Here is a 26,987-nt window from a genome sequence, read left to right on the forward strand (position 1 = left end):
GAGGTTATGACCATCCATATTTTTGGGATTCGCCACCACGGCCCTGGCTCAGCCCACAGTCTCAAGCAGGCGTTGCAGGCGTTGGAACCGGATATTGTGCTGATTGAAGGGCCGCCGGATGCCGATGCCTTAATCCCGATCGCGGCACAGGCCGGAATGAAGCCCCCCGTGGCCCTGCTGATCTATGCCACGGAGCAACCCCAGCAGGCAGTCTACTATCCCTTTGCGGAATTTTCGCCGGAATGGCAAGGGCTGCAATATGCCTTAGCCCGTGGGATTGCTGTCCAGTTTATGGACTTGCCCCAGGCGTATCAACTCCAGGTATTAGAGGCAGAAATTGAAGACACGATCGAAGCATTAAATGAAAGCGAAACTGGAACAATCCCTGAAATCACGGATGAGACAGCAGCACCTACTAATCCATCAATCACTCCAGACATTCTCGAAACCCTAACCGACCAGGGCGAATTCCTGCCCGATCCGCTGGATTGGCTCGCGAAAGCAGCCGGGGATAGTGATGCGGAATGCTGGTGGGAACGGCTAGTGGAACAGCGACAAGATAGTACGGATTTATTCCAGGCAATCCTGGAAGCCATGCAGGCGCTACGATCGGAATTGCCAGACCTCCGCAACACGCAACGGGAACAGCAACGGGAAGCCTTCATGCGGACGACCATTCGCAATGCCCAAAAACAAGGCTTTAGCAAAATTGCGGTGGTCTGTGGGGCGTGGCATGCCCCCGCCTTAGCTGAAATGCTCCCGGTCAAGCAGGATCAAGCGTTATTGAAGGGACTGACCAAAACAAAGGTCAGCGCCACTTGGATTCCCTGGACTCAGGGCCGCTTAGCCTTGCGAACGGGCTACGGCGCGGGAATTGAATCTCCGGGCTGGTACCAGCACCTCTGGCAATCCTACAACCCCCAGCCGAAACGGCGATCGCAGGCCATTTCCGCCGACCCCAAAACGCTGATCAGTACTCGCTGGCTGACCCACGTGGCCCGTTTGTTACGCAAACAGGGGCTGGATGCTTCCTCCGCCAGCGTGATTGAAGCGATCCGGCTGGCGGAATCCTTGGCCGCCCTGCGCCACTATCCCTTACCTGGACTTGCAGAGTTGAATGAAGCCACCCAAACGGTGCTGTGTTTTGGGGATGAGTTGCCCATGCGGGTGATCCATGAGCAGTTGATTATCAACGATCGCCTGGGAAAAGTGCCCAGCGAGACGCCCATGGTCCCCTTGCAGCAGGATTTGCAACGCTGGCAGAAGCGGCTACGACTCAAGCCCAGTCCGGAACTGAAGGAATTAGTCCTGGATCTGCGGCAGGAAACGGATCTGCTGCGATCGCACCTGTTCCATCGCTTAAATCTGCTGGGAATTCCCTGGGGCAAGGCACAAACGACCCGCAGCAAAGGCACCTTTAAGGAAGGCTGGGCGATCGTCTGGAAGCCCCAATTTGAAGTGCAATTGATTGAAAAAGGCACCTGGGGAAATACGCTGGAAGTGGCTGCGACAGCCTATCTGGGGCATCTGGCCCAAACCGCTGATAATCTCCCCGCGCTCACGGAACTGCTCGATCGGGCGTTGTTGGCGGATTTAACGTCAGCCATTCCGACCCTAATGCAGCGGATTCAAGCAGAGGCCGCGATCGCCCAGGATATTTCTCATTTAATGAATGCGGTGCCGCCCCTGGCCCAAGTGATGCGCTACGGCAATGTGCGATCCTTTAACGCAGACACCTTGTACCCGATCGTCCAGGGATTGGTGACTCGCATTTGCATCAGTTTGCCCCTCGCCTGCGGCAATCTGGATGACGATGCAGCGGCGCAAATGGATCAGCACCTGATTGCGGTCAATCAAGCCATTAACCTGTTGCAACTGCCGGATTTGACCGAATCCTGGCAACGGGTGCTGCAACAATTAGCGGATCAAAGTAATTTAACCGGGCTGATTGCGGGGCGTTGTTGTCGGTTGCTGCTGGATGCGGGGATCCTGACTGCGGATACTGTCGCCGATCGCTTAAGCGTAGCGCTGTCGATCGCCAATCAACCGGCCCAATCTGCGGCTTGGATTAGCGGCCTCTTAAAGGGCAGTGGGCTGTTATTGCTCCACAATCACGTTTTGTTGCAAGTCATAGATGATTGGTTGAGCCAGCTTGCGGCGGATCATTTTTCATCAGTCTTGCCCTTGTTACGTCGAACCTTTTCGGATTTTCCCGCTGCGGAACGGCGGCAAATGGGGCAACAGGTGCGGCAAGGATTCGGCCATGGCCGTCCAGCGGAAATGGTTAATTTGGATCTTGACTACGATCGAGCCAATGCTGTAATTCCTATGCTTCAGCTTCTCTTGGGGCCACGATCGGGATAGGAATGCAAATTGGAATAGTAATGCTAAATTAACGCTCTTTTGATCATCAATCTCAAGCATCTACATCACTGTACAGCCTTCACTGAAATATGGAAATGAATAGCCATCCCCTCTCGGAAACAGAACGATTACGACGTTGGCGCTTGATTCTCGGTGGCGGGGAAGCGGATGGCATTGGGGCTGGGGCTGGTTATGGTGAGAGTGGGGCAGGTAGCGATGGCGATGCATTAACCCTAGGAACCGCCGATCGTGCCATGGATCAAGCCCTGGAAGCCCTTTACAATAGCGATCGCTCCGGTGGACTCGGCAGCAGTGCGCCCAAGGTAGCCCGGTGGCTGGGGGATATTCGTCAATATTTTCCCAGTTCCGTGGTGCGGGTGATGCAGCAGGATGCTTTGGAACGGCTGAATTTGCAGCAAATGCTCCTAGAACCGGAGATGCTGGAGGCGATCGAACCGGATGTTCACATGGTGGCTAACCTGGTGTCCTTGAGTCACATCATGCCTAGCCGCACGAAGGAAACCGCGCGAATCGTGGTGCGGCGGGTGGTGGAAGAATTGCAACGCAAATTAGAGCAACCCACCCGCCAAGCGGTCATGGGCAGCTTGAATCGATCGATCCGCAACCGCCGTCCCCGCCACAGCGAAATTGATTGGAATCGCACCATCCGCGCCAACCTCAAGCATTACCAACCGGCCCACAAAACGATTATTCCCCAAACGCGCATTGGCTTTGGCCGCAAACAATCTGCCCTGCGGGATATCATTCTTTGCGTTGACCAAAGTGGTTCCATGGCGACTTCCGTGGTATACGCCAGCATTTTTAGTGCTGTCCTGGCTTCCTTGGCTGCGGTGAAAACCCAGATGGTGGTGTTTGATACCGCCGTTGTGGATTTGAGTGAACTCCTACAAGATCCCGTCGAAGTGTTATTTGGCACGCAGTTGGGCGGTGGAACGGACATTAACCGTGCCCTTTCCTATTGCCAAGGGTTAGTCCGTCAGCCCCAGGACACGATTTTAGTGTTAATCAGTGATTTGTACGAAGGGGGCGATAATGCGGCTATGCGGAAGCGGGTGGCAACGTTGGTCAACAGTGGCGTTCAGGTGATTGCCCTGCTCGCGCTGAATGATGAAGGGAAACCCTGCTATTGCCATCAAAATGCCAAAGCCTTTGCCGCCATGGACATCCCCAGTTTTAGCTGCACGCCTGACCTGTTTCCAGATTTGATGGCCGCCGCGATCGCCCGCCGTGATCTGAATCAATGGGCTGCGACCCAATCGATCACGATCGGCTAACCGAATAACTCCGCCTGCTGCTGCAACGCCTCATTCCCAATGAGCCCCCAAGGGAACCATCACCATTTCGAGCCAATTAACCCGTTAGATTCAGTCAATGCAGGTTGTAACGCCAGCGCTTCCTCCTCCGGAGACAGATTTACGGTCTGTGAGGAGGAAAGGTCAAGCAATTCCGGGGTCGTTCGATAAATTTGAACCGCAGCAATCCCAACCCCAAAAATTGTCCAAATCCAAATTGCACCCGTTGGCCCTTCAATGATCACCTCAAAGGTCGTCGTTGTCATAAATGCCAACCAATAGGTCAGCAAGGTCATAAACAACCCAGACCAGTATTTCAATCCCCGCAGCCGACTATGAATATAGGCTAACAAAATCGTACTGCCCCAACTCGCCTGGGTGCACAACCAAAGAATAAAACCGGGCACTCCCGTTCTGGCTAAGAAATTAATGTGGCCATTGTGAGGACTTCGCAATACTCCATTTTGGAAGGGATCAAAGCCATCCACCGTTGCAAGGTTAATGCCAAATCCTCGCCCAGTCCAAAAATATTCGCCGTTAAACGTATAGTCAATAATCTTAGCCCACCACTTTTGTCGCCACTCTTTTGTCCCTTGGTAGCGGGTTGATCCTTCATCGGAAAAAATAGTTGCAACCTTAGCAGAAACCACCTCAATCAAACTGGGATTCAAAGCCACGATAAAAGTTAAGGCAATTCCAACAACAATCAAAATTTGCCAAAGTCGTTTACTTTGAATTTGATTAACTCCAACCACTAAAAAAGCAAGCGCAAAGGCAACGGTTCCCGATCGGTTAGCCTGGGAACCCACATACCCCACATTCAGTAAGAAAAGTATTAAAAATGCAGCGATCGGGGGTTTGAGGGCAACAAAAAAAGCAAGACAGCCCGCTAAATGGGCCATAGCATCTGCAATTTTGATGTCAACCACCTTTGCGGGTGCCCCTGGAATATCTGGAGCAATTCCTGCTTGATAAATCGTCCAAGTGATTGGCAAAATCAGTAGAAAAGCAATAATAAAGCTGCGATATCGCCGCAGTAAAAATAGTAATAAATCTGGCTTGGCAGTCAGAAGAATCGCAATGATAAAGGCATAGAAACTGTAATAGTACATTGCGGCATCTCGAATCGAATCAATGCCGTACTTAGGAACATAGGGAATCGTTTGTAGAATGCACCAAATAACAAAAATCGCCAGGAAACAGGGGGCAGGCTGACGGAATAGTTGAGGTAAGTGATGCCCTATCAGCTTGGACAAAGAACGATTCAAGATCAGAGTCATGAATCCCAAAAATAGGGTGAATTCGCCAATGTACAGCGGCGCAACCCCCACATAGGAAAATCCCCGGCCAAACAAGGAGTAGCCCAGCAAAACCCAAGTATGCCACCCTAGAAATCGTCGGCTAATTCCTAACTTCTTCATGGTTCTGCCTTACCAGTTTGGAGGAACGAGATTGGAGAATCTTGGCGTAGGTTGTTGTCAGTAATTGAGCACGGTTGGCCCAGCGGTAATGCTGTTGAATACGGGTTCTGCCCGCTGCTCCCATGTTCTCCCGGAGGACGCGATCGCTGGCAATTTGTTCCATGGCCTGGGCCAAGTCTTGAATTGCCTGATCGGGATCGTGAGCAGGCACTTTAAACCCGGTTGCTGAGGTAACTTGCGTTCCTGGCCCTCCCAAATCTAAGCAAATAACAGGCCGCCCCGTTGCCATGGCTTCTAGACAGACCCAACCACCGGAATCATGAAGACTCGGATGTACCAACGCATGGGACTGAGCCAGTTTTTGCAGCCCTTCTGCCCGAGGTAATTTACCCAGAAACTGAACCCGATCGGTTAACCCTAGGGAACTGACCAATTCCTTCAGTCGCCCTTCCTCGGGGCCTTCCCCCAAAATCCAATAGGTCGCATTGGGAAGATTAGCTTGGGCAAAGGCTTGGATGCCGAGGTGAAAGCCCTTCCAATGCAGTAAGCGTCCCATACTGATAAATTGAATCTTGTCCTGGTTCGGCAATTTGTATTGATTCAATTGCTCAATTTCAGAATCAATTATCCCAGATTCACTGAGAATTTCTACCTTGGGAACCGCTAAGGCTTGCATTCGCTTTTCTGTGTCTTGGGTGGTAACCCACACTAGGGCACTGCGTCTCACAGTCAGCCATAGGAAAGGATCCCATTCACCAACCCGTTTAGCCAAGGCGCGAATTCGTTCGAACCATTGCTCCTTGGGTTTAAACGTCGCTAGAAAAGGTTCTGGTGCAATTTCTGCCCCTCCCACTGGCCCGAAGATAAAGGGAATCGGTAGAAAAGACAGAAAACTGGGATTGTAATAGCGGACGTAGGTAACGTGCTGGGCAATATCCAACTGATGCTGTTTATGCAGCGATCGCGCGACGAAATAGGCTTTAATTTGCCAGAGATAATAATGTAAATTCACTGACCAAGTGTAATGCTTGCCTTCCTGGCTCCAGTCATAAATCCAACCGAAGGGATCGAGATAAACCACCGTGAGGTTGGGTTGCGGGTTCTGAGCTAATTCCGCTTCAATACCAGCCCGGTGGGCGGCGGTCGTCAGCACGTACACTTGATGCGGTTCTGGCTGCTGAACTGAGGAATACTGAGCCAAGGCCAAGGCCACATTCCACCCAACTCCCGGTTCCGATCCCCGGTTGGGTTCACAGGCATAGGCAGAGAGCAAGATTTTCATACAGCCTCCAAACGACGGTACTGTTGCAATGCTCTTTGAGCAATTTGCTCCCACTGTAAATTTTCCAGAGCATATTGGCGACCTTTTAAGCCCATCTCGGGCCAACGATCGCGACAATTCCCAAGCTGTTGCATCCCCTGACAAATGCTCTCCCCACTGGCTTGCACCACCACCCCACAACCACTGGCTTGGATATGGGTGGCAATGCCTGCGACATCTGAAACGAGTAGGACGCGCCCGGCCAACATCGCTTCTAAGGCCGAAAGACTAAAGCCTTCAAACCGGGAGGGCATACAAAAGACATCATACTGAACTGCTAACTGAGAGGGGCTGGTGTGGTAGTCCGGGGGTAGAAACTTCACAGTTCCTGTTAAATGTAATCGTTCTACTTGGGCTTCTAGGCTGGCCCGATCGCCCCAATCCGCGCCTTGAATAGTCAAGTCACTGGGAATGGATGTCGATTTTTGATATTGGGCAAAGGCATCAATCAGTAGATCGAGTCCTTTGTTGTAAGCATCCAAGCGTCCCAGAAAGAAAAATCGAGTAACCGGGTTGGGGTGCTCGGGGTTATTGCGTTGCCATTGCAATTCCGTCTCTGGCAGCACATCTTGGGCTTCAAAACCGTTGGGTAAGTCTAAAATCGGCCTGTGAATCCCAAGCCGAGTTAACCATTGCTTGTGCTGGGCATCCAATACCTGAATTGCCCTGGCCTGTTGCAATAATCGTTTTTCCACTAAAAACCAGTAGGGCCACTTGAGATGGGCATTTTTCTGGAAGATTGCTGGGTGATAGGGATCGTGGGGAGCCACAATGTAGGGAACTCGCAATTTCCGGAGTTGCTGAGCCACAGCGAAGACACTGCGATGGAAAATACCATTGAGAAGCACGATCGCCTCCTCTGCCCTTGCCTGACTAAATTGAGTCTGGAGAAATTGTTGCAGTTCCGGGGCAAGGTTCCAACTGGGCGAAGAACTGGCGCTAGGAAAGCAGTGGATCTCATAGCCTTCCGGAGTTATCCGTTGTCCCGCAGGATTGCCTTCACAGAGCACCGTCACCGAACTGCCCTGTTTGACCAAGCCGGAGGCCAACCCATGGACAGCTTTGCTGACTCCTTCGGAGCGGGGATCTTTATCAAAGGGAAAATGCTTTAAATAGCAGTAAATCTTCATCTCGGTGCTCCTCTTCCCTAACGCAACCAGCCTGACAGTGAACTTAATCTTTCCAACGACTTACGGAGGGCAATAAATCTGACATCTTTTGACTCAGCGGAACCCTTTGTGGGGAGAGGGCTGGCTCCTGTTCCAGTAAATCCTCAAAGAGTCGGGTGTAATAGGTTGCCTGTTTCACATAGTCGAAGTTGGCGACGGCCTGCGATCGTGCGGTTCGCCGGAGGTGGGCATGGCGCTCTGGATCCTGAAGTACCCAGGCAATGCCCCGCGCCAAATCATCAATCTCATAGGCCCTCGCCAGATAGCCACTTTGTTGGTGGGCCACAATGTCTTTGATACCTGTGGCATTGAAGCCAACAACAGGAGTGCCACAGGCAATGGCTTCACAGGCCGTGTGGCCAAAGGCTTCCTGTAGGGAGGGCACGATCATGACATCCGCCGCCGCGTAGAGGAGAGCCAAGGTACGATCGGAATCAATGTGGCCCAGCGAAGTCACCGGACAATTGAGCTGGATAGACATTTCAGGATTATCCGCCCCGAAGATGACGAGGTGAATCCGTTGGCCCCAATCATTCGCAATCAGTTGCTGCAAAGCAGGCAATAGGTACTGAAAACCTTTGCGGGGATCCTCTAGGGCATTGGGGGCACCAAAGACAACAATTTGCTTATCTTGGGGAAGCTGGAGGGCCGCTCGGGCGATGCGAGTTTGCGTGGGATGAAAGGTTTGCAAATTGAGGCCATGGTGAATCACCTCAATCCGATGGTTGTGGAAGAGGGCACTCCTTTGAGCACAATCCGCCATCCATTGACTGGGAGCCACTAACGTCAAGTTTAAGTCTCGCCATGCAGCTCTTTTGCGGTACCAAATCCAACGTGATAAATCTTGATCCACTGAACTGCCGAGGTGAGGACAGTGACCACAGGTTTGTTCATAGCGATCGCAGCTTTGACTGTAGTGACAGCCACCCGTAAAGGCCCACATATCCCGCAATGTCCAGACGAGGGGCTGACGCAGTTGCCCGATCGCTTCCACCGTTAGATAGCCACTACAGATCCAATTGAGATGCAGAATATCAGGCTGTAACTGACGAATTTGCCGTACTGTTCCATTGGGAAACCATTGACTGGAAAATAATCCCACTTGACGATCGGGATAGCGCAACAGCGGTAGATTGCCCATGCGGCGCGAGACTTTAGCCCAAAGAGTCCTCGGGGAAAAAACGCCGGGATCCTCCGTGCATTGGTACCGAACCAGCATGTTTGCGTGAACCCCTAGTTGCTGTAAACCTTGGTAGAGGCGATAGGCTCCTCGGGCAGCTCCCCCTTGGTTATCGGAGTCATTCAGTAGCAGAACTTTCATGAAATTGTGAGTGTAGATAACGGTAGATTTCTATGCGAAGCATCTTCCTGATAGAGTTTCTGACAATCAATGATGGAAGCAATCGCCCGTTAGCCTGACCTAGCAACGATTTCAAAGGGAGAATTATCATTCAGGCCAATAGATCCTACAGGGCTGAACATCATGGTTTAAACATCATGGTTATAACATCATGGTTTGAAGCCATGCTTCAGCCTGAAACAACGTTAGCCAATCGATCGACAAGCCTAGATGCAAAGGATATCAAGGTTGAGTAGATGCGGCCAATAACACATTAGTCACAATTCGAATTATGACTAATTCGAATCCCCGGTTTCCTAGACTTGGCGAGGGGCTGGGGAGGAATTGAGAACAACTTCCTCATAGGTGCCTGACTTCACCACTTGCCCCCGTTCCATCATGTAGATGCGATCACAGTGTTCCACCGTCGTCAATCGGTGGGCAATGATAATCATCGTTTTTAAGCCGCCTAGGGCTTTCACCGCTTCACTGACCAAGCTTTCAGTTTCGTTGTCGAGGGCTGCGGTGGCTTCGTCAAACACCAAAATTTCGCGATCGTGGTAAATCGTGCGAGCAATTCCCACCCGTTGCCGTTGCCCCCCGGACAAGCGCATGCCTCGTTCACCCAAAATAGTATTAATGCCCTGGGGTAATCGTTCTACGAGTTCTGTGAGTTGGGCAATTTCGATCGCTTTCTGTAACCGATTCTGATCAATCAAGGGATCAGGCACCCCAAAGGCAATGTTTCTCTCCAAGGTATCGTCAGTCAGAAAAATCGTTTGCGGCACATAGCCAATTAAGTGTTGCCAGGAGGCCAGATCGTCATAGATGGAAACGCCATCGACGCTAATCTGCCCTGTTTCCAGATCCAGCAAGCCTAAAATCACATCGACTAATGTGGTTTTACCTGCCCCCGATCGACCAATTAAGCCGATAGATTCTCCTTTCTTGAGGTTTAAGGAAACGCCCTTGAGGGCATATTCGGCGGATCCAGGATAGCGATAGGTAACTTGGTCTAAAGCGACTTCCCGATCGAAGTGCATGGGAGAAATCTCTTTATCTTTACCAACCCAGTCGGGATTGTAGGGTAAGAGTTTGGATTGACCTGCAATTTTTTCCAGCTCCTGAAGGCTCAAATAAATTCGATCCAGAGCCGAGGTGGCATAGCGAATATCACTCACACCATTGATCACCATTGTGACGGCAGGCAGCATCCGAATAGAGGCCATGGCGAAAATACCCAGAATCGCATTGAGATTCTCAGGTTTATCCCCGCTAAATTGCAGAAATAGAAAGGTGAAAACGACCAAAAACGTCACCAAAAAGGCCTCCATCGTGTAGCGAGGCAAATTGGTAAAGGCAAAGAAGGAAGATGCAGAATTGGCGTAGCGCATCATCTGGGTATTGGCCTGACGCTCAAAGTACGGCTCACAGCCAATCACCCGAATTTCCTTCAGTCCTCCAAAGCTATGATTAATAATACGAATCATTTCTTCGTAGGCTTCTGATCGATCGCGCCCCCAGCCGGAAACACGCCCTTTAAAGCGATTAATTAGCAAAAAGGAGACAAAGAAGACTCCCCCGACAATGACCACTGCGATGGCATTGGTAACGACTAGCAGAATAACGATCGCGGTAATAACTGCGACATTCGCCCCTAGAAAAAGCAGCGGGAGCAACACCCGATTTGTGAACAATTCCGTCTCACTAATCATGTTCTGCGTCAATTCCGCAGAATTATGATTGAGATGGTAGGTATAGGGCGCGCGGGAGTAAGCGTACATCAACCGCGAGCAAAGTAGCCCTTGTTGCCGATAGCCGTACTGAAAAATGTAGCGCTGGACGCAAAAACTGACAAACGTCTTGATATAGAAAACCACAACAACCGTTAGTCCTAGGAAAAGAACTATCTGTTGTGTCGGCCAACTAAACCGTTGCTGGAACCAACCCAAAATTGGCGACTCGGGGTTGGTTGCCACTGCAATAAATGGCCCCACCATTCCAATCCCAAAGGCTTCTAGAATGGATGCCATGGTAGCCAACGCTGTAAGAAGTCCTAGTTCCTTCTTGCGCCCTGATAGAACGTAAAAAAACTTGGATAAATATCCTTCCATCCAGATCATTCCTCTGCGAGTCGATAGCAAGATTGTGTCTTACAAGAACCAGGCTTGGCAAAGACACAAATCCAAGAAAATTAGCTTCTCTCCAAAAGTATACTCAGGCCAGACCCATCTAAAAATCTACGCTAAAATAAAATCAATGGGTTGAACCTCGTTTACTATCACTGTGTTTAGGGGGCTTCAAATAAGTTCAAACAAGTTTAAACAAGTTCAAACAAGCAAAAATATAGTTAGAACAAGCAAGAAGAAATTCAATTACAGCGGGAGCTTCAACGATCGGGGGCGGAAACAGCCCAGGGTTGCAATTTCATCTTGATAGGGCATAAAGCTCAATCGTTAATCTTTAGCTTTCAGGTTTCAGAGCTTCTTCTTTGGAAGGCACCAGTTGATGGACACGAGTTGAGGATCACGAGTTGAGGATCACGAGTTGAGGGACTCTGCGGGTCAAATTTGCCCTCTATCCAAACCGGACTCTGATTGCCAGAATCTAGTTCGGAACTCTAGAACCAACATAACCTGACCTCCATTGAATCCACTCTAGTGGAATCGATTTTTCGATCGTGTTGGAGTTTTATCTCTTCTTCGATCGAAGGGAGGACTTAGGGATGGCTGGCAATACAATAGCCGAGATAGTCTTAGATATTCGTTACTAGTTAGTACGGGAGATCCCTTTTTCAAGCAGGTTAAAATGTTCATTTTCTACACCAGTATATTCACTCAGAGGAAGGCTGAGAAAGCTTTATTTAATCTTCAAGTTTGTACAGGATTCATTTTCCAGTCAGTGAGGAGAGAACATTTTAGGCAGATATAATCTGCAAACTAGTCAGATAAAGCCTTGGGGTACACAACTTGGTGGGGGACACAATACAACTGAACGCAAACTGAGGTTTGTGGGTAGACCAAGCTCTCCGCAGCTTCTGAATCGGGGGTATGTCAGGAACGTGGAATATCAAGCTGCTGAATGTTCAGGCTACTCAAAGTCTAGGGGCTGTCATCATGAGATGTCGGACACTCTGGCCGTAGCGGTTTCAGCCCTCAGCTTATGAAGCAGGGCCGGGACGCAGTAACGCTTATCCCTTAAGGCTTCTAGGATGAATTGATGACGCGCCCTAGGGGGAATGGAATATTTTGTTTTAGTGAAGAGACAATTGAAGGACTGGTAATTGTGCATATCCCTTTGGTACTAGTATTAGGAACTACAGTGGAACGAACATTTTAAGTTTTCTACATAAGTTAAATGGGCATTGGACTACTTAGGAAATAAGCACTAGAGTATTGCTCCTCGGTTTCTCTGTTCGATCGTCTTCAGATTGTGCATACAATTAACCCCATTTTTATGAGTATTGGAAGTGCTGAACTATGTCAGAAGCCTTACCCCGTGTCAGTATTGGCATTCCCGTCTACAACGGTGAAGCTTTTCTAAGAGATTGTTTGGATTCTCTGTTGAACCAAACCTTTTCCGATTTTGAGCTCGTCATTTCAGATAATGCCTCGACGGACAGTACAGAAACCATTTGTCGAGAGTACGCGGCTCGGGATAAGCGAATTCGCTATTACCGCAACGATCACAACATTGGGCCGATCGTCAATTTCGATCGAGTTTTTCGTCTGGCGCGGGGAGAATATTTCAAATGGGCCGCCCACGATGATGTCTGTGCTCCGGAATGGTTAGAACGCTGTGTGACCGTTCTGGATCAAAACCCTCAGGTTTCTCTGTGTTACACCCAAATGTGTGTAATTAATCCCGACGGAGAAATCCTCGACCATTATCACTACGATATTCATGCCGATGAGCCAAACCGAGCGCAGCGATTTCAGAATCTGATGTGTGTGGATCACCGTCGCCATTCTGCGATCGAAATTTTCGGATTAATGCGGAGAGACATGATGCTGAAAATTCCGCCACAAGGCAAATATGCCCGTGGGGATAGCGTTTTTCTGGCCAGAGTTGCGCTATTTGGCCGATTCCATGAAATTCCAGAATTTTTATTCTTTAATCGAGAACACGGCAATCGATCGTCGCGGGTTGCCTCGATCACCATTCGCAGTCAAACCCAAGTCTCTAGATGGTTAGGGGTCGGCCCATTACCGCCAACAGAGTGGTTTGATCCTGCCAAGCTAGGTAAATTAACCTTTCCCGAATGGAATCTTGTGCGGGAATATGCCTCTTCTGTGAATTTATTACCCCTAAGCTTCTCAGAGCGTTTAGCGTGCTACGGGGCCGTCGGATATTGGTTCATCCGCCATATTCCCAAACTGGTACGTGACCTTTTGATTGCAGGTGAGTTAATTTTAAGAGCAGTCTTACGAGGCGGTAGCAATCGTAAACTAGCTTCCTCGTAAACCAGCGAATTCAGGAATTAATCCTACAGGAACCGTTTATGAAAGTTGGAATTTTGGCGGGAGGGTTAGGTTCTCGGTTAGCGGAAGAAACCGAAACTAGACCCAAACCCATGGTGGAAATTGGTGGCAAGCCCATCCTCTGGCATATCATGAAGCACTATGCCACCTATGGAATGAAAGACTTTGTCATTGCCCTCGGGTATAAAGGTGAGTACATCAAGAAATACATGGTTGATTACTGTTCCTTGGATGGACACCTTAAGGTTGACTTGCAGGCGGGCCAAGTGGAACAGCATGGAGGGTCTAAGCCTGATTGGACCCTGGAACTGATTGAAACTGGCCTGAAAACCCAAACCGGTGGACGTATCAAACGTCTACAACCCTATCTGGGTAGCGAAACCTTCATGTTGACCTGGGGGGATGGGGTTTCCAATATCAACTTGAACGATCTGCTCGCCTTCCATAAATCCCATGGCAAGTTAGCCACCCTGACCGCAGTGCGTCCTCCCGCTCGGTTTGGACACTTGCAGCTAGAAGACAATCAAATTACTGAATTTACCGAAAAGCCTCAAATTGGTGAAGGCTGGATTAACGGTGCCTTCTTTGTTCTGGAACCCAAGGTCTTCGACTATATTGATGACGATTCAACCCATTGGGAAAAGGAACCTTTAGAACGGTTGGCTGCCGATGGGCAATTAATGGCCTATAAACACAATTCTTTCTGGCAGTGTATGGATACCATCCGGGAAAAGAAACTCCTGGAAGGGCTGTGGGAAAGTGGAAAGGCACCTTGGAAAACTTGGGAGGACTAGGCAATGCGCGTTTTATTAACAGGGCATCGTGGCTATATTGGAACGATCATGACTCCTATGCTGCTGGCAGCAGGGCATGATGTGGTGGGAATGGATACGGATTTGTACGAGCGCTGCACTTTCGGGGATAGCATTCCCGAGATTCCCACGGTTCGCAAAGATATTCGGGAAGCAGTGGCATCGGATCTGCAAGGATTTGATGCGGTGATTCACCTAGCGGGATTATCGAACGATCCCCTCGGGGATTTAAATCCCCAACTAACCTACGATATTAACCACTTGGCCTCCGTTCGGTTGGCTGAACTGGCTAAGGCTGCTGGGGTACAACGGTTTATTTTCTCGTCTTCCTGTAGTAATTACGGGGCGGCGGGGGAAACGCCAGTGGATGAGACCTCAGAACTCAATCCCGTAACGCCCTATGGAACGTCCAAGGTCTTAACGGAGCGGAATGTGGCTCCCATGGCGAATGATAATTTTACGCCCACGTTCCTGCGCAGTGCGACTGCCTATGGCGTGTCTCCCCGATTGCGGTTTGACTTGGTGCTGAATAATCTAGTGGCTTGGGCCTTTACCACCGGAAAGGTGCATATCAAGAGTGATGGCACCCCTTGGCGTCCGATCGTGCACATTGAGGATATTTCCCGCGCCTTTTTGGCGGTGCTCCATGCTCCCCGCGAAGTGGTGCATAACCAAGCCTTTAATGTGGGCCGATCGACAGAAAACTACCGGGTGTCGGAAATTGCGGATATTGTCAAGGATGTAGTACCTGGCTGCGAAATTGACTTTGCGGCGGATGCAGGCCCAGATAAGCGCTGTTATCGAGTCAGTTGCGAAAAAATTACCAATGCCTTGCCGGAATACCAACCCCAGTGGACGGCACGCAAGGGTGCAGAGGAACTGTACAACACCTACAAGAAAATTGGCCTGACCCTGGATGATTTTGAAGGGGAGCGGTACAAACGGATTGCCCACATCAAGCTACTGATGCGCGATGGCTTAATTGATACCAATCTGCGCTGGCAAACGGCGGTTCTGCCCACGGTTGAAGTCTAGGAAGCATCACCATGACCTACGAAAATATTCAGGGCTGTCGGGCCTGCGGCAGTTCTAATTTACAGACGATCGTTGAATTTGGGATTACGCCCCTTGCGGATGCCCTTGTGCGAGAAGACAAGCTCAATGAACCCGAAATCATGGTGCCGCTAACCCTGGCCTTTTGCCCGGAAAGCGGATTGGTGCAGATTTTAGAGACGGTTCCCCCGGAAATTCTGTTCTGTCGCGATTATCCTTATTTTTCTTCGGTGTCTCCCATGTTGATGGAGCACTTTGGAAGCAGTGCCCGATCGTTAATCGATCGGCGAGGGTTAAACGAAAAGAGCCTTGTCATCGAAGCAGCTAGTAATGATGGCTACATGCTGAAAAACTTTGTTGAGAAAGGGGTTCCCGTTCTCGGCATTGACCCAGCAGAAGGCCCCGCTAAGTCCGCGTTGGAAAAGGGAATTAACACCCTGAATACATTCTTTACCCAGGAATTAGCCACGCAGTTACGGTCAGAGGGTAAGCAGGCAGATGTCTTCCTCGCCAACAATGTGCTAGCCCACGTACCGGATTTGAACGGCTTTGTGGCGGGGATTAAAATCCTGCTGAAAGAAGATGGCGTCGCTGTGATCGAATGTCCCTATGTAGTAGATCTGGTTGATCATGGGGAATTTGACACAATTTATCACCAGCACCTCTGTTATTTTTCTGTGACAGCCCTCGATCGGCTTTTCCGTAGCCATGGGTTGTACCTGAATGACATTGTTCGCACCCAAATCCACGGGGGTTCTCTGCGCTTGTTCGTCGAGCCCCAGGAAAATGTGCAGGATTCGGTTAAGCAATTGCTGTCCATGGAAGTGGAACGTAAGGTCGATCGTATTGACTATTATCTGACCTTTGCAGAGCGGGTTAATCAGATTAAAACTGACCTGCTGGCAATCCTGAAGGATCTGAAAGCCCAAGGTAAACGGATTGTGGGTTATGGCGCTGCGGCCAAGGCGACGACGTTGTTAGCCTACTTCGGCATTGATACGACCCTGTTAGATTACGTTGCCGATCTCAATCAGTTCAAGCAGGGACGCTATATGGGCGGGAACCATTTACCGATCGTGCCTCCCAGTCGCCTGTTGGAAGATCAACCCGACTATGTGTTGATTTTGGCTTGGAACTTTGCAGATGAAATCATTAAGCAACAGGCGACATACCAAAGCCGAGGGGGTAAATTCATTGTGCCTATTCCAACGCCGAAGATTGTGGGTTAATTCGCCTAGGGAAACAGGCATGAAGTGGGTTAACCATGGTTAACTAGCCTCACAACTCTAAGTTGTATTTTGAGTGAAGACCTATCGAGTAATGGTTTGAGACATGCTAGCAGCTTGACAGCGATCGCTCAAGTGAGTGAGTTTCAAACATTTGCCGATAGGTCTTTTTTGAGTTGGCACCTATAGCTAAACAGTTAAGAAATAATATTTTTGCCTGCAATTCATTTGAATTTTTACAAAAGTAACTTAAAAAGCAAGCATCAATATTTAGGGTAATCTCACGGTTGAAAATCACTAAATTTTGTGGATTGATGTAGTTGAGATGACAAGGATTTTTGAGGAAGTTGAATTATCTTGATTGGGGAAATCCGAAATCCGACAGTCTCTCTTTCCACTCAGTCTGAAGTCGTTCATATGTTTATGAAAATTGCAATTGTCAATCAACCCTGGGGCGATTTAAATCCAGAAAATCCATCGGGATCTATCCCAATCCTAATCCATGAAACTGCCCAGAGATTAGCCAGTCTTGGCCATGAAATTTATATTTTCAATCGTGGTAAGTGGCTTCAAACAACGAAACGACATAAAAATATTGTCTATCGCTATTTACCGATCTTGTTAGACAAAGTAGTTCTTAAGATTTTATCTAAGTTGCCAATTTGGTCATCAACCAATCCGCTTTTCGCATCAAAACTGACTTATTTTTCCTATGGTTTGCAATTGGCAATGGCGCTGAGGACAATGGGCTGTGACATTGTTCATATTCATAACTTTTCTCAGTTGATTCCCATTGTTCGATGGTTGAATCCAAAGATTAAAATTGTTTTACACATGCACTGCGAATGGTTGACAAAGTTGGATCAGACCTTGCTTGCTCCTCGGCTTCATCAAACCAATTTAATCATTGGATGCAGTGAATTCATTACTAATGGCATCCGTCAAAGATTTCCAGAGATTGCCGATCGTTGCCATACAGTCCTTAATGGGGTCAATACGAGTTACTTTAGGCCCGCGAACAATCGATCCTCCGCGCCACCCTCTACCCAGCCTCTGAAAATTTTGTACATAGGCCGTCTCTCGCCGGAAAAAGGGATTCACGTTTTATTAGATGCCTTTGAGCAAGTTCATCGACAATTTCCCGATGTACAGCTTGATGTAATTGGGCCACAGGAAGTCCTACCCATGGGGTTCCTGATTGATATGGATGACGATCCTCAGGTGCTGGCCTTAGAGCGGTTTTACCCTGAAAGTGAGTGGCAGCAATACTTACACCAGTGGCAACGATCGCGTCCAGCAGGTCAACAGGTACGCTTTGTAGGGAATGTGAAATTTTACGATTTACCCCAGCATTACCAAACGGCTGATCTATTCGTTTTCCCCTCGGTGTGCAACGAAGCCTTCGGGCTGCCCGTGGCAGAAGCGATGGCAGCGGGTCTGCCAGTTATTGTTTCCGATAAAGGCGCTTTGCCGGAATTAGTGCAAAATCATGCCCAAGGTCAAGTGGTTCCCGCCCACGATGCAAATGCCCTCGCAGCAGGCATCGTTGAGTTGTTAGAAAAGTCTCAACAACGGCAAACACTCGCGATCGAAAATCGTCAACGGGCTGTGGTCGATTTTGATTGGCAGCCGCTGATTCAACGTCTAGAATTTCTGTATCAAACTACCCCACCCATCTAGCAGCAACCCCTGCGACGATGTCTGATGAAACTTATGGCTAAATGGTTTTCCTTGCGGAATTGGAGAAAAGCTCAACTCCGGCGACGATTGCAGGCTCAGTTATCAGCGATGGCAACGGCTGAATATTCTCAGTCGGCGATCGTCTTTGCGCCCCATGAAGATGATGAAACCCTGGGTTGCGGCGGCACAATCATCCAAAAACACCGGGCTGGGGCTAGCGTACAAGTGGTCTTTATGACCGATGGACAGGCATCCCATGCCCATTTAATTCCCCCGCAACAGTTAGCGGAAATCCGTACCCAGGAAGCGATCGCGGCGGCTCAAACCCTGGGTTTACCTCAGTCGCAGGTGCAGTTCCTAGGCTTTCCTGATGGACAACTAGCCAGTCACCAAGAGGCGGCGATCGCCCAGGTGGAACAACTTCTTTTAAAATTCCAGCCTCAACAGATTTTTATTCCCTACTATCGTGAACCGGGGTTTATTCCCGATCACCGATCGACCCACCAAATCGTCACCACAGCGTTGCGACGGACTTCGCTCAAGGTCACGGTCTATGAGTACCCCATTTGGTTTTGGTGCCATTGGCCTTGGATGCGCTTAGATTGGCTTCAGGTGGGCGCGATCGGTCGTTTTAAGATGGGGATCAAATCTCTGATTCGGACTGTTCAACAGGGTTGGTATCCTTGGAAGGATTTCACCGTTGCTGTGGATATTGCCCCAGTCTTGAACCAGAAGCAACGAGCCTTAGCCTGTCACAAGTCCCAGATGGAGCAGTTGTTTGAGATGTCCAAATGGACAACCTTGGCGGAAGTCTCAGAGGGAGACTTTCTAGATTGCTTGTTGCAACCCCAGGAAATCTTCTATTGCTGGGAATCCAACAAAACACGCTAGCCAAAATGATAATCTCGTCAACTTAGAATTCCACGAAACGATTTTGTCTTCATTTGCTGCTGCATCAACCCATCATTTAACTTACCGCTACGGTAGCCTTCTAAATCCAAGGTGACGTAGAGAAACCCATACTCTTGAAAGACCTGAACCAGGTTTGGCAAATCGGTGTCCATAACAAATTGTTTGACTTGCTCGGGTAAGACTTCAATGCGGGCCGTTTCTCCCTCCGATCGCACGCGAATATTTTGCCAACCTAACTTACGCAAATACAATTCTGCCCGACCGACTCGCTGTAATTTCGGAATCGTAATTTCTTCGCCGTAGGGAAACCGAGAACTCAAACAAGGTTGCGCGGGCTTGTCCCACCAGGGCAGGCCCAATGCCTTCGATAATTCCCGCACTTCCAGTTTGGTAATCCCCAATTCTGCTAACGGCGATCGGGCACCCCGTTCTTTAGCCGCTTGAATACCCGGTCGATAATCCCGCAAATCATCGCCATTGACGCCATCCACCACATAGGGATACCCCCATTGCAGCGCTAAGGGTTTGAGGGTATCGTGCAGTTCGCTTTTGCAGAAATAACAGCGATTAATGGGATTGGCAGTGTAGTTGGGATTGTCCATTTCGTGGGTTTGGACCACTTGGTGAGGAATGCCAATGTAGGCAGCCTGCATACGAGCATCTTCCAAGTCTTCCGGAAGCAGGGAGGGGGATTCTGCGGTGATCGCCAAGGCACGATCGCCTAAAACATCGTAGGCGACCTTGGCCACTAACGTACTATCAATACCGCCAGAGTAAGCAATCAAGGCTTTATCCATTTCTGCAAACAAGTTACACAGACGATCGAGCGTCGGTCGGCGATCTGCGATATTCATCAGCTTAAAACCCTCTTAACAGTAAATCAAACACAAAACTAGTCACAATTGAGCTCACTAGTGGACATGGTTAAGTTATAGCTATAGCCAATGAGCCTAGACCACTGATATCAAATTGATTCATGAATGCAATCGATTCTATCCCCCCTAGATCCCCCCAATAAGGAAGGAATTCGGTTAAATTCTTTTAAAGTCCCCTTTTTTAAGGGGATTTAGGGAGATCGAACGGTTTGCAAGCAAAAAATAGGCTTGTCCTAATGATTTTGGCTACCGCTATAATCATCCAGATATCAGAGCAGGTCACATAAAGATACTCGCACTCTAGCAATTCCACACTTCAGCATTTTAACAAGTCAACCTGTTACCCAGCCAAATTAATCTAGGGTGCCTTACCAGAGATGTTTTGGGAGATATATTGTGCAATTAAAAGCGCGAGTTTTTTCAAATCGATCGGTTTTGCTACGTAATCCGTTGCACCTGCGGTTAGACAGGTTTCTCGATCGCCTGACATCGCCATTGCCGTTTGGGCAATAATGGGTAGTTCTTGGTAGCACGCCTGCGATCGTAACTGACGAATCAACGTTAACCCATCCACTTCCGGCAAATTAATATCCATCAAAATCATCTGCGGCAAACTATGCGCCAGGGATTGCCACATTTCCTCAGAATCCTTTGCCCAAGACACTTGATAACCTAATTTTCCTAAATAGGTCATGAGCAACTGAGCATTAAACAAGTTATCTTCCACCAGAAGAATCTCACCAGAAACCCGTTTACTCTCCTGTTGTTGCTCGATTAGATTTTCAGCTTGATTTCCGGTTTGACTCGCTATTTTCTGGGCTGATTGCCTTGAATAATTTTCTGTAAGGGTTTTGGTTTTAGGAGGAGCAGAGGCAGAAGACAGAGAAGAATCCGCACAACGAACTTGAGAGTTGAATCGCGATCTTGACGGCGTAGAATCACTCTGATCTAAAGCCTCAAGGCCAAGATCTGAGGCAGAGGGTAAAGAAGTTGGGATAACGACCGTAAACGCTGAACCCCGGTTTAATTCCGATTGCAACTCTACCCAGCCCCCATGGAGTTCAGCCAACTTTTGGGTCAAGGCCAATCCTAATCCCGTTCCTTCCGTGGAACTCGTTACAGTGTTAGGCAACTGTTGGTAGGGTTTGAACAGTAAATTCTGCTGTTCTGGAGGAATCCCTGTCCCTGTATCCCAAACCGTTAGCCGCATCAATTCACCTTCTTGAGCCACTCGTAATCCCACAGCCCCCTCTGAGGTGAATTTCAGGGCATTGGACAGCAAGTTGAACAGGATTTGCTTGAGGCGGAGTGGATCGGCCATGATCGCACTGAGATGATCCGGAATATCCAACTTGAGGGATAACCCCCGATCGTTGGCCTTTTCCTGCACCAGGGTTAGTACTGTGCGACACAGCGGTTCTAGCTCAACCCGCTCCCAATGCAAATCCAGTTGATTCGCTTCAATTTTAGATAGATCAAGAATGTCATTAATCAGGGCTAAAAGATGTTGACCACTGGTGAGAATTATTTTGAGATATTCTTGGTGGCGCAGACTTCCAGGATTAAAGCCCTGTTCACGCAGAAGATGGGTAAACCCAAGAATGGAACTTAACGGCGTTCGGATTTCGTGACTCGTATTGGCTAAAAACTCACTTTTGAGTTGACTAATTTGCTGTAATTCCTGATTTCTCGTTTGCAGCGTTTGGGCTTGTACTTGGAATTGATTGTACGATCGTGCATGGCTTAGATATCGACCCACCAAAGCCGCAACCCGTTGAATAAAAGCCGTCCTAGCCGGCTGGAGAATTGCTTCTAAAAGGGCAGCATCCTTCACCTGCGGACGCACTATCAGCCAACCCATTTCCTGGTTATGAACCGTGAGTCGCCAAGCCCAGCAGCAATCTTGAGCTTCCCACTGTAGCAACATTTCGGCGTCGATCGCCTGATTCAAACCCAAGGGAGGATTTGCCAGTAAACAGCTTCCAACATAGGCGGCAAGGGTGTAGCTAGCTGAGCTGTGATTAGCTGAGCGGTCACTCCTTCCAAGTTCCTGCCCCTTAGGATAGGTCAACGGCGTAGCGGGTAGATTATTCGAGCTAGAACTACCTGAACTGCAATTATCAATAGAAAGATAGTTTGCCCCCAAAATATTTCGAAATACAGAGTTTAGGGCTATCGCCACTTCTTCCCCCACCAAGAGACGGGCGATCGCCTGCACCAATTGTTGAAGCAGTGGCTCCTGGGAACTATCCCACGGAAGCAAGCGTGGATTCTGCTGATCGCCCGCATAGGTTCTTCCCTGGACTGTGCAGGATTCTAGCCAATCATCCAATTCATCCCGAAAGGCATGCAACTTGTGCTCCACTGTAGCGATCTCCAAGCCAACCGCGCGATCGTGATTCCCAGGCATGCTATCTGTACCCTCTGTAACTCCATGGGCGACTTCGTAAGGGACTTCACAGGCGAAATCCTGGTTGCAGTCACCTGAAATGAGGGCAGCCGCCCAATAACACTGAGTCGAAGAGTTCATAGGGACACAATCAGACACATCAGCTTGGTCGCATTCATGTGATCCAGTTCACGTTATCTAGCTCTTGGGCCTAAGCTCAGTCAAACCTAGGCAGTCAACACTAGGCAGTCAACACCTAGGCAGTCAAGCCTATGGGTTATTAGAATGAGCCACTCAATAGGACGATCGAGCCATGGTTACTATTAAAACTCTCGTCGCTCAAAAATCAACGAAGCCAGAGCCAAGACAAGAACTATATACAGTAAACCATATCCAGCATTCGCTAAAAGGACATCCGTGCCAGGGATGAGGTTATAGTTCAATTGGTTTTTCAGATCGAGCCGAGAGAGATCGGGCAAAACCATGTAGAGATAGCGGGTAACTTGCTCGATCATCGGATTTTTAGACACTTTGCCCAATGTAACCAAGTCACGGCTAAGCGCTCCCATGAGGTACACCGCAAAGCTCATAAGCACAGCAAGCAGGGAACTGGTAAACACCCCAAAGCCAATGGCGATCGCAGTGATCAGCGAGAGTTGGAGCCAGAGAAAGGCAGAATGGCACAATAGGGCGAGTCCATTAAAATCAATTCGTCCCAAGGTGAGGACGCCAGCGTAAAGCGCAGTCATCGCCGCAACCAGTACCGCTAAGACGCCAGATAATCCTAAGTGCTTGCCGATTATAAATTCCGATCGACTGACGGGTTTGGCGATCAGAACAAATACTGTGCGTTTTTCAATTTCCTTATTAACCAGACCCGTTCCCACAAAAATCGTCAACAGTAAACCCAGAACCTGCATCGTCGCTAAGCCCAGATCAGGCAAGATCTTTTGTTCAGTAGAAGCGGCAATTTCCGGCAAGAGCCGTTGGGCCAAAATTAAGGTGATGCCATAAAAGCCGACCAAGTACAGGACACGATCGCGAATGACTTCCCGAAAGACATTCGATGCAATGACTGTAATTCTGGCGATGGAACCGAACATAGACGTAGTGAGCTAGAGAAACGGCTGAACTTGAGAACTCGATCGAGAAAACAGCTAGATAGTGGATCTTATTCTATCCGTAAGCCTTCCCTATGCATATTTCTAGGTTCCCACGGGTTTGGAGTCGGGCTTAATCTCGATCGGTTTGCTCACTTCGCTGCATTTGAGACGACCGATCACTCGGCTGCTAGGAAGCGTGACACCCGCCTTGCGATAAAACTGGCGACTGGGAGTGATTTCGCAGGTTTTTGTTAGGTAGTACCCCGACTGTTGAGAACTGGGGCCTTGCCAAATGGCGTCTAACTGCACGTTATACATGGCTCCCGTATCGAAGCGATCGGTGGTGACTTTGCCCTGGAGATCCCACAGTTGACCTTCAAAAAAGCGCCATCGTTGGGTCAATTGTTTACTAACATCGGATTCCAGATCGTTGACCCACTGTTTTTGGGCTTTGTTCTCAAAGAACCATCGTTCAATTTCGCCCCAAGTTTGCTTCTCTAGCCGGCTGCGCAGTTGAGCTTCTGCCGTATTTAAAACATCTTTACCCAAGGGCGATCCCCGATCGAAGTTCGAGACCCGCACAACAAATGAACTACTTGTAAAGTCATCGGATAGCAAGCTGGGATAGACGCTCAGCCAACCTTGCAAGAGAAAATAAAATTGGAACCAGCAGGCTACCAACAAATGACTCATCAGAAATAGCACCATCCCTTGGCGCTTATCTTTTCCAGGCCAAGTAAATTCCGGGGTTTTGCTATCACCATTGGTTTTAATGAAGTTGGGGATCAGACCAATGACAGCGGATAAGAGCGGCCAGACAATAAAAGCAGGGGGGGTAATGGCCGTCAGTTGACCATAGTTGCCCCAACTGCCAAACAGGAAGAGACAGATCAATGCAGCGACAATCCAAGGCCCAATAAAGATTTGAGTAAAAATACCAGGAAACGTCAGTGCTTTTTTGATGGGGGGTTCATACACAAACCACCAAGCCGCCAAAATCAAGAAAATCCACCCACAGGATGAAATGATGTTTTGCGCGATCGAGGTCGTGAAAAACGCAATGAATGACGAAAACAAACTTAGCAACAACAAAGTTTGCCAGGATGCAGGCTGTTTGGGGGTGAGAAAGTCACGAATTTCTTGAATAAACTCTTTCATAGCAGCATGTTCATGGCAACTGTGTTGAGGAGGTCTGGCAGCAAGGTGGCCCAGACGATCAAAGGAATAGACGATTTTTTCTACAGGCCCCAGCGTTTCTTAGGGAATTATGAATCGAGAATCATGAATTCGAAAGTACGCTGATTGGGAACTGACAGTAGGAACTGAATTAATTAGGAACTGATTAGCGAGGAACTCGTGGGTTAGACCTCAGCGGGTCTATGGAGTGAACCGATCTAGTGAACTCTACCAAAGCCTAGAGCCACCCAAGCTTAGAGCTACCGGGGCACGGGCAACGGGGGAACCAGAATCCGAATGGCCAAAATAATGCTAATCGCCGTAAAGCTGAAGGCATTGGCCCAAAGAACTGCTAAGGGGCGGTTTGCCTCGATCTCAAAGACGGGGTTTTGCTGTTGCCGACGCCCTTTAAATTTAGGGGGCTCATTGCTCTTTTTCTCTACGATCTTATTTTTTTCCAGGAGCAACTCTAGCCATTCAATGCCCTGTAATTTGAGTAAAAATGTGGCCAAGAAAATTGCAAACCCAACGCCGATCATGGCTGGAGGAATTGACTTGATCCCGAAAAATACATACTCAACAACCATGATGCGCGAGGACTCTGGCAGCAAAGGTTCTACGACAAAGAAAACTATCCATCCTAATACCGTCGTAAATAGATTGATAGTAGCGGCATACTGCATGCTGACTTTGCGTCCTAAATCCAGCCGGACGTTCAAAACGGCAGCCTCAACCGCGATCGCCAAAATCAGAAACAGTAACTGAAAGGCGATCGCCCGCAGGGGCAAAACATCGGTATACGTGGTGATCGGTGGCATTTCGACCCAACTTAGCGCTCTGTTCCCACGATTTTACGCGCGTTCTCTCTATTTGGAACGGAAACTTTGGTCGGGAACTTTGGCAGGGAAACTCAAGATCCGCCATGGAGATTCTAGCGGTGAGGTTAATGGGTCACTGAGCCTGCGATGCGGGCGGCGGGATTGGGGAAAAGGGATTGGAAACCCGCGAGGCGATCGGCCAAGGGATCGGGTGACTGATCCCACAGGGTTTCATAGTAAAAGAACGAGACCCCTAAGCCCGCCTGTTGAGCTGCCCACACCTGCGATTGAATTTGCTGGATGGAAACGGGCTTATTGCGCAGGCCCGCTAGGATGCCGATCGCGGTGGGAATTTTTTGCTGGGTTTCTTGCACTTCGGGACGAGACAATTTGGCGGCAAAGCTTTGCAAGTCCGATCGATAGACTTGCATCACCAGTTCATCCACGATCCCCTTACGCACCCAGTTCAGCCAGTCTTGGAGATGGAACTTGTAGGCGTGGTCGTAGTAGTTCGGGGATACGGAGAAGATGGCTTGGGGCTTCTTCGCTTTGACCGCTTGGTTCAACTGGGTCATGAAGGCGGTAATTTTGTCAGCCCGCCACTTAACCCAAGCCTCGTCAGCGGGATTAGTGGGAGGTGCTTTTTTCGTTTCTTTCTTATAGAGTTCGCTGGTGTAGCGATCGTAGCCAAACTCACGGGGCAAGCTCATATTGTCGTCAAACTGGATGCCATCGATGTCGTACTGATCCATGACTTCCAAGACGAGTTGGGTAATGAACTGTTGCACTTCAGGATGGAAGGGATTGAGCCAAGCGACTTCTCCGGCAGGCCCAACGGAGGTTTGGCTACCATCCCGTTTCTGAGTCAGCCAATTGGGATGGGCCATCGCCAGTTCTGAAGTTTCCGGCGTCATAAAGCCAAACTCAAACCAGGGAATCACTAGCAAACCCCGATGATGGGCTTGGTTCACCAGATCCTGCAAGATATCGTGGCCGTCGGATCCTCGGTATAGAAAAGGTTGGATCCCCATTTGTTGGGCTAGGGGACTGGAGTACATGACATAGCCCGAGTTCCAAATGACGGGATAGATCGTATTGAAGTGGAGGCTGCTGAGTTGGCCCATGGCCTCCTGGGTGCGCTGGCGATCCTGCATCACGTCCATGTCGTTCAGGGTCATCCACACGCCCCGAATTTCCTGCCGGGGGGATTGGGGCGGAGGCGCGATGGGAAAAGCATCCAACTGGGCGATCGCAGGCATCCCTGACAGCAGGACAATCCCCCAGGACAGTAGAAAGAGGATGGGCCACAGCCATCGTAGCCGAAGACGCAATCGCCACAATGAGGTAGACCGATGGGAACGGCGGGACGCTGGAGGATGGGGGAAGGGAAGGGAGGAGAAGATGCTCATGGGTATCTACAGAAGTGCACGATCAATCAGGAGAAAGCAAATTTAAGCGAGCTAGGCAGCGGCACTTGCTAGGCAACCGGGATCCATGTTGATCACTCTGGATAGATTGCTCTCCAGTCTACAAGG

Annotated in this window: 19 protein-coding genes; 8 read left to right on the top strand and 11 right to left on the bottom strand. The window is 49.2% G+C overall.

The window, feature by feature from the left end; translation table 11 throughout:
* Positions 1 to 6 precede the first annotated feature (6 nt).
* Together ACN4EG_RS12485 and ACN4EG_RS12490 are read left to right on the top strand one after the other, a co-directional pair.
* Positions 7 to 2,364, top strand: a complete 2,358-nt coding sequence (locus ACN4EG_RS12485) for a DUF5682 family protein (protein ID WP_431629850.1) — start codon at positions 7 to 9, stop codon at positions 2,362 to 2,364.
* A gap of 95 nt (positions 2,365 to 2,459) precedes the next feature.
* Positions 2,460 to 3,659 carry a VWA domain-containing protein gene (locus tag ACN4EG_RS12490; protein WP_431629851.1) on the top strand — a complete coding sequence of 400 codons (1,200 nt, stop codon included), beginning with the start codon at positions 2,460 to 2,462 and terminating at the stop codon, positions 3,657 to 3,659.
* A gap of 59 nt (positions 3,660 to 3,718) precedes the next feature.
* Here the strand turns inward: ACN4EG_RS12490 and ACN4EG_RS12495 are convergent, their stop codons facing one another.
* The 5 genes from ACN4EG_RS12495 to ACN4EG_RS12515 form a co-directional block, all read right to left on the bottom strand.
* The gene (locus tag ACN4EG_RS12495; RefSeq protein WP_431629852.1) at positions 3,719 to 5,098 is read right to left on the bottom strand and encodes an O-antigen ligase family protein; all 1,380 of its coding nucleotides are present in this window, start codon (positions 5,096 to 5,098) and stop codon (positions 3,719 to 3,721) included.
* Positions 5,079 to 6,380: a glycosyltransferase family 4 protein gene (locus ACN4EG_RS12500; RefSeq protein WP_431629853.1), complete on the bottom strand. Its 1,302-nt coding sequence runs from the start codon at positions 6,378 to 6,380 to the stop codon at positions 5,079 to 5,081. Before ACN4EG_RS12500 ends, ACN4EG_RS12495 begins: the two co-directional genes overlap by 20 nt.
* Positions 6,377 to 7,549, bottom strand: coding sequence for a glycosyltransferase (locus ACN4EG_RS12505; protein ID WP_431629855.1), 1,173 nt, complete (start codon positions 7,547 to 7,549; stop codon positions 6,377 to 6,379). The genes ACN4EG_RS12500 and ACN4EG_RS12505 overlap by 4 nt, the downstream gene beginning before the upstream one ends.
* Positions 7,550 to 7,592: 43 nt before the next feature.
* Complete coding sequence (locus tag ACN4EG_RS12510) at positions 7,593 to 8,909, bottom strand: glycosyltransferase family 4 protein (RefSeq protein WP_431629857.1); 1,317 nt, start codon at positions 8,907 to 8,909, stop codon at positions 7,593 to 7,595.
* 335 nt (positions 8,910 to 9,244) lie between these two features.
* Entirely contained in the window at positions 9,245 to 11,050 is a 1,806-nt protein-coding gene (locus ACN4EG_RS12515; RefSeq protein ID WP_431629859.1) for an ABC transporter ATP-binding protein, read from the bottom strand.
* 1,356 nt (positions 11,051 to 12,406) lie between these two features.
* On the opposite strand from ACN4EG_RS12515, the gene ACN4EG_RS12520 reads away from it, so the two are divergent.
* The 6 genes from ACN4EG_RS12520 (at position 12,407) to ACN4EG_RS12545 (ending at position 19,070) form a co-directional block, all read left to right on the top strand.
* On the top strand, positions 12,407 to 13,390 hold the full coding sequence (locus ACN4EG_RS12520) for a glycosyltransferase family 2 protein (RefSeq protein ID WP_431629861.1): 984 nt from the start codon (positions 12,407 to 12,409) through the stop codon (positions 13,388 to 13,390).
* Between the two features lie 38 nt (positions 13,391 to 13,428).
* A complete protein-coding gene (gene rfbF / locus ACN4EG_RS12525; RefSeq protein WP_431629862.1) occupies positions 13,429 to 14,202 on the top strand; it encodes a glucose-1-phosphate cytidylyltransferase in 774 nt (257 codons plus the stop codon).
* A gap of 3 nt (positions 14,203 to 14,205) precedes the next feature.
* Positions 14,206 to 15,255 (top strand): NAD-dependent epimerase/dehydratase family protein, encoded by a 1,050-nt coding sequence (locus ACN4EG_RS12530; protein ID WP_431629864.1) that lies wholly within the window; start codon positions 14,206 to 14,208, stop codon positions 15,253 to 15,255.
* Positions 15,256 to 15,266: 11 nt separating this feature from the next.
* Complete coding sequence (locus ACN4EG_RS12535; protein WP_431629865.1) at positions 15,267 to 16,502, top strand: class I SAM-dependent methyltransferase; 1,236 nt, start codon at positions 15,267 to 15,269, stop codon at positions 16,500 to 16,502.
* Positions 16,503 to 16,922: 420 nt separating this feature from the next.
* Positions 16,923 to 18,179 carry a glycosyltransferase family 4 protein gene (locus tag ACN4EG_RS12540; protein ID WP_431629867.1) on the top strand — a complete coding sequence of 419 codons (1,257 nt, stop codon included), beginning with the start codon at positions 16,923 to 16,925 and terminating at the stop codon, positions 18,177 to 18,179.
* Positions 18,180 to 18,212: 33 nt separating this feature from the next.
* Complete coding sequence (locus ACN4EG_RS12545; RefSeq protein ID WP_431629869.1) at positions 18,213 to 19,070, top strand: PIG-L deacetylase family protein; 858 nt, start codon at positions 18,213 to 18,215, stop codon at positions 19,068 to 19,070.
* A gap of 17 nt (positions 19,071 to 19,087) precedes the next feature.
* On the opposite strand, the gene larE is transcribed toward ACN4EG_RS12545, so the two are convergent.
* The 6 genes from larE to ACN4EG_RS12575 form a co-directional block, all read right to left on the bottom strand.
* A complete protein-coding gene (gene larE, locus ACN4EG_RS12550) occupies positions 19,088 to 19,945 on the bottom strand; it encodes an ATP-dependent sacrificial sulfur transferase LarE (RefSeq protein ID WP_431629871.1) in 858 nt (285 codons plus the stop codon).
* A gap of 379 nt (positions 19,946 to 20,324) precedes the next feature.
* Positions 20,325 to 22,496 carry an ATP-binding protein gene (locus tag ACN4EG_RS12555; RefSeq protein ID WP_431629872.1) on the bottom strand — a complete coding sequence of 724 codons (2,172 nt, stop codon included), beginning with the start codon at positions 22,494 to 22,496 and terminating at the stop codon, positions 20,325 to 20,327.
* Between the two features lie 182 nt (positions 22,497 to 22,678).
* Entirely contained in the window at positions 22,679 to 23,458 is a 780-nt protein-coding gene (locus ACN4EG_RS12560; RefSeq protein ID WP_431629874.1) for an ABC transporter permease, read from the bottom strand.
* Between the two features lie 102 nt (positions 23,459 to 23,560).
* Positions 23,561 to 24,616: a DUF5357 family protein gene (locus ACN4EG_RS12565; protein WP_431629875.1), complete on the bottom strand. Its 1,056-nt coding sequence runs from the start codon at positions 24,614 to 24,616 to the stop codon at positions 23,561 to 23,563.
* A 278-nt stretch (positions 24,617 to 24,894) separates the two neighbouring features.
* Positions 24,895 to 25,452 (bottom strand): filament integrity protein FraC, encoded by a 558-nt coding sequence (gene fraC / locus ACN4EG_RS12570; protein WP_431629876.1) that lies wholly within the window; start codon positions 25,450 to 25,452, stop codon positions 24,895 to 24,897.
* A 125-nt stretch (positions 25,453 to 25,577) separates the two neighbouring features.
* Positions 25,578 to 26,861: a glycoside hydrolase family 10 protein gene (locus ACN4EG_RS12575; protein WP_431629877.1), complete on the bottom strand. Its 1,284-nt coding sequence runs from the start codon at positions 26,859 to 26,861 to the stop codon at positions 25,578 to 25,580.
* Positions 26,862 to 26,987: the final 126 nt, after the last annotated feature.

It is taken from the genome of Alkalinema pantanalense CENA528 (assembly GCF_050753345.1).
Classification (GTDB): Bacteria; Cyanobacteriota; Cyanobacteriia; order Leptolyngbyales; family Leptolyngbyaceae; genus Alkalinema; species Alkalinema pantanalense.

Bases quoted from the DNA above. Each gene is read 5' to 3' on its own strand.
- ACN4EG_RS12530 (WP_431629864.1), top strand. From the start codon at position 14,206: ATGCGCGTTTTATTAACAGGGCATCGTGGCTATATTGGAACGATCATG.
- ACN4EG_RS12490 (WP_431629851.1), top strand. From the start codon at position 2,460: ATGAATAGCCATCCCCTCTCGGAAACAGAACGATTACGACGTTGGCGC.
- ACN4EG_RS12520 (WP_431629861.1), top strand. From the start codon at position 12,407: ATGTCAGAAGCCTTACCCCGTGTCAGTATTGGCATTCCCGTCTACAAC.
- ACN4EG_RS12495 (WP_431629852.1), bottom strand. From the start codon at position 5,098: ATGAAGAAGTTAGGAATTAGCCGACGATTTCTAGGGTGGCATACTTGG.
- ACN4EG_RS12565 (WP_431629875.1), bottom strand. From the start codon at position 24,616: ATGAAAGAGTTTATTCAAGAAATTCGTGACTTTCTCACCCCCAAACAG.
- ACN4EG_RS12500 (WP_431629853.1), bottom strand. From the start codon at position 6,380: ATGAAAATCTTGCTCTCTGCCTATGCCTGTGAACCCAACCGGGGATCG.
- ACN4EG_RS12535 (WP_431629865.1), top strand. From the start codon at position 15,267: ATGACCTACGAAAATATTCAGGGCTGTCGGGCCTGCGGCAGTTCTAAT.
- ACN4EG_RS12555 (WP_431629872.1), bottom strand. From the start codon at position 22,496: ATGAACTCTTCGACTCAGTGTTATTGGGCGGCTGCCCTCATTTCAGGT.
- ACN4EG_RS12560 (WP_431629874.1), bottom strand. From the start codon at position 23,458: ATGTTCGGTTCCATCGCCAGAATTACAGTCATTGCATCGAATGTCTTT.
- ACN4EG_RS12575 (WP_431629877.1), bottom strand. From the start codon at position 26,861: ATGAGCATCTTCTCCTCCCTTCCCTTCCCCCATCCTCCAGCGTCCCGC.
- ACN4EG_RS12545 (WP_431629869.1), top strand. From the start codon at position 18,213: ATGGCTAAATGGTTTTCCTTGCGGAATTGGAGAAAAGCTCAACTCCGG.
- fraC (WP_431629876.1), bottom strand. From the start codon at position 25,452: ATGCCACCGATCACCACGTATACCGATGTTTTGCCCCTGCGGGCGATC.
- rfbF (WP_431629862.1), top strand. From the start codon at position 13,429: ATGAAAGTTGGAATTTTGGCGGGAGGGTTAGGTTCTCGGTTAGCGGAA.
- ACN4EG_RS12515 (WP_431629859.1), bottom strand. From the start codon at position 11,050: ATGATCTGGATGGAAGGATATTTATCCAAGTTTTTTTACGTTCTATCA.
- larE (WP_431629871.1), bottom strand. From the start codon at position 19,945: ATGAATATCGCAGATCGCCGACCGACGCTCGATCGTCTGTGTAACTTG.
- ACN4EG_RS12540 (WP_431629867.1), top strand. From the start codon at position 16,923: ATGAAAATTGCAATTGTCAATCAACCCTGGGGCGATTTAAATCCAGAA.
- ACN4EG_RS12505 (WP_431629855.1), bottom strand. From the start codon at position 7,549: ATGAAGATTTACTGCTATTTAAAGCATTTTCCCTTTGATAAAGATCCC.
- ACN4EG_RS12510 (WP_431629857.1), bottom strand. From the start codon at position 8,909: ATGAAAGTTCTGCTACTGAATGACTCCGATAACCAAGGGGGAGCTGCC.
- ACN4EG_RS12485 (WP_431629850.1), top strand. From the start codon at position 7: ATGACCATCCATATTTTTGGGATTCGCCACCACGGCCCTGGCTCAGCC.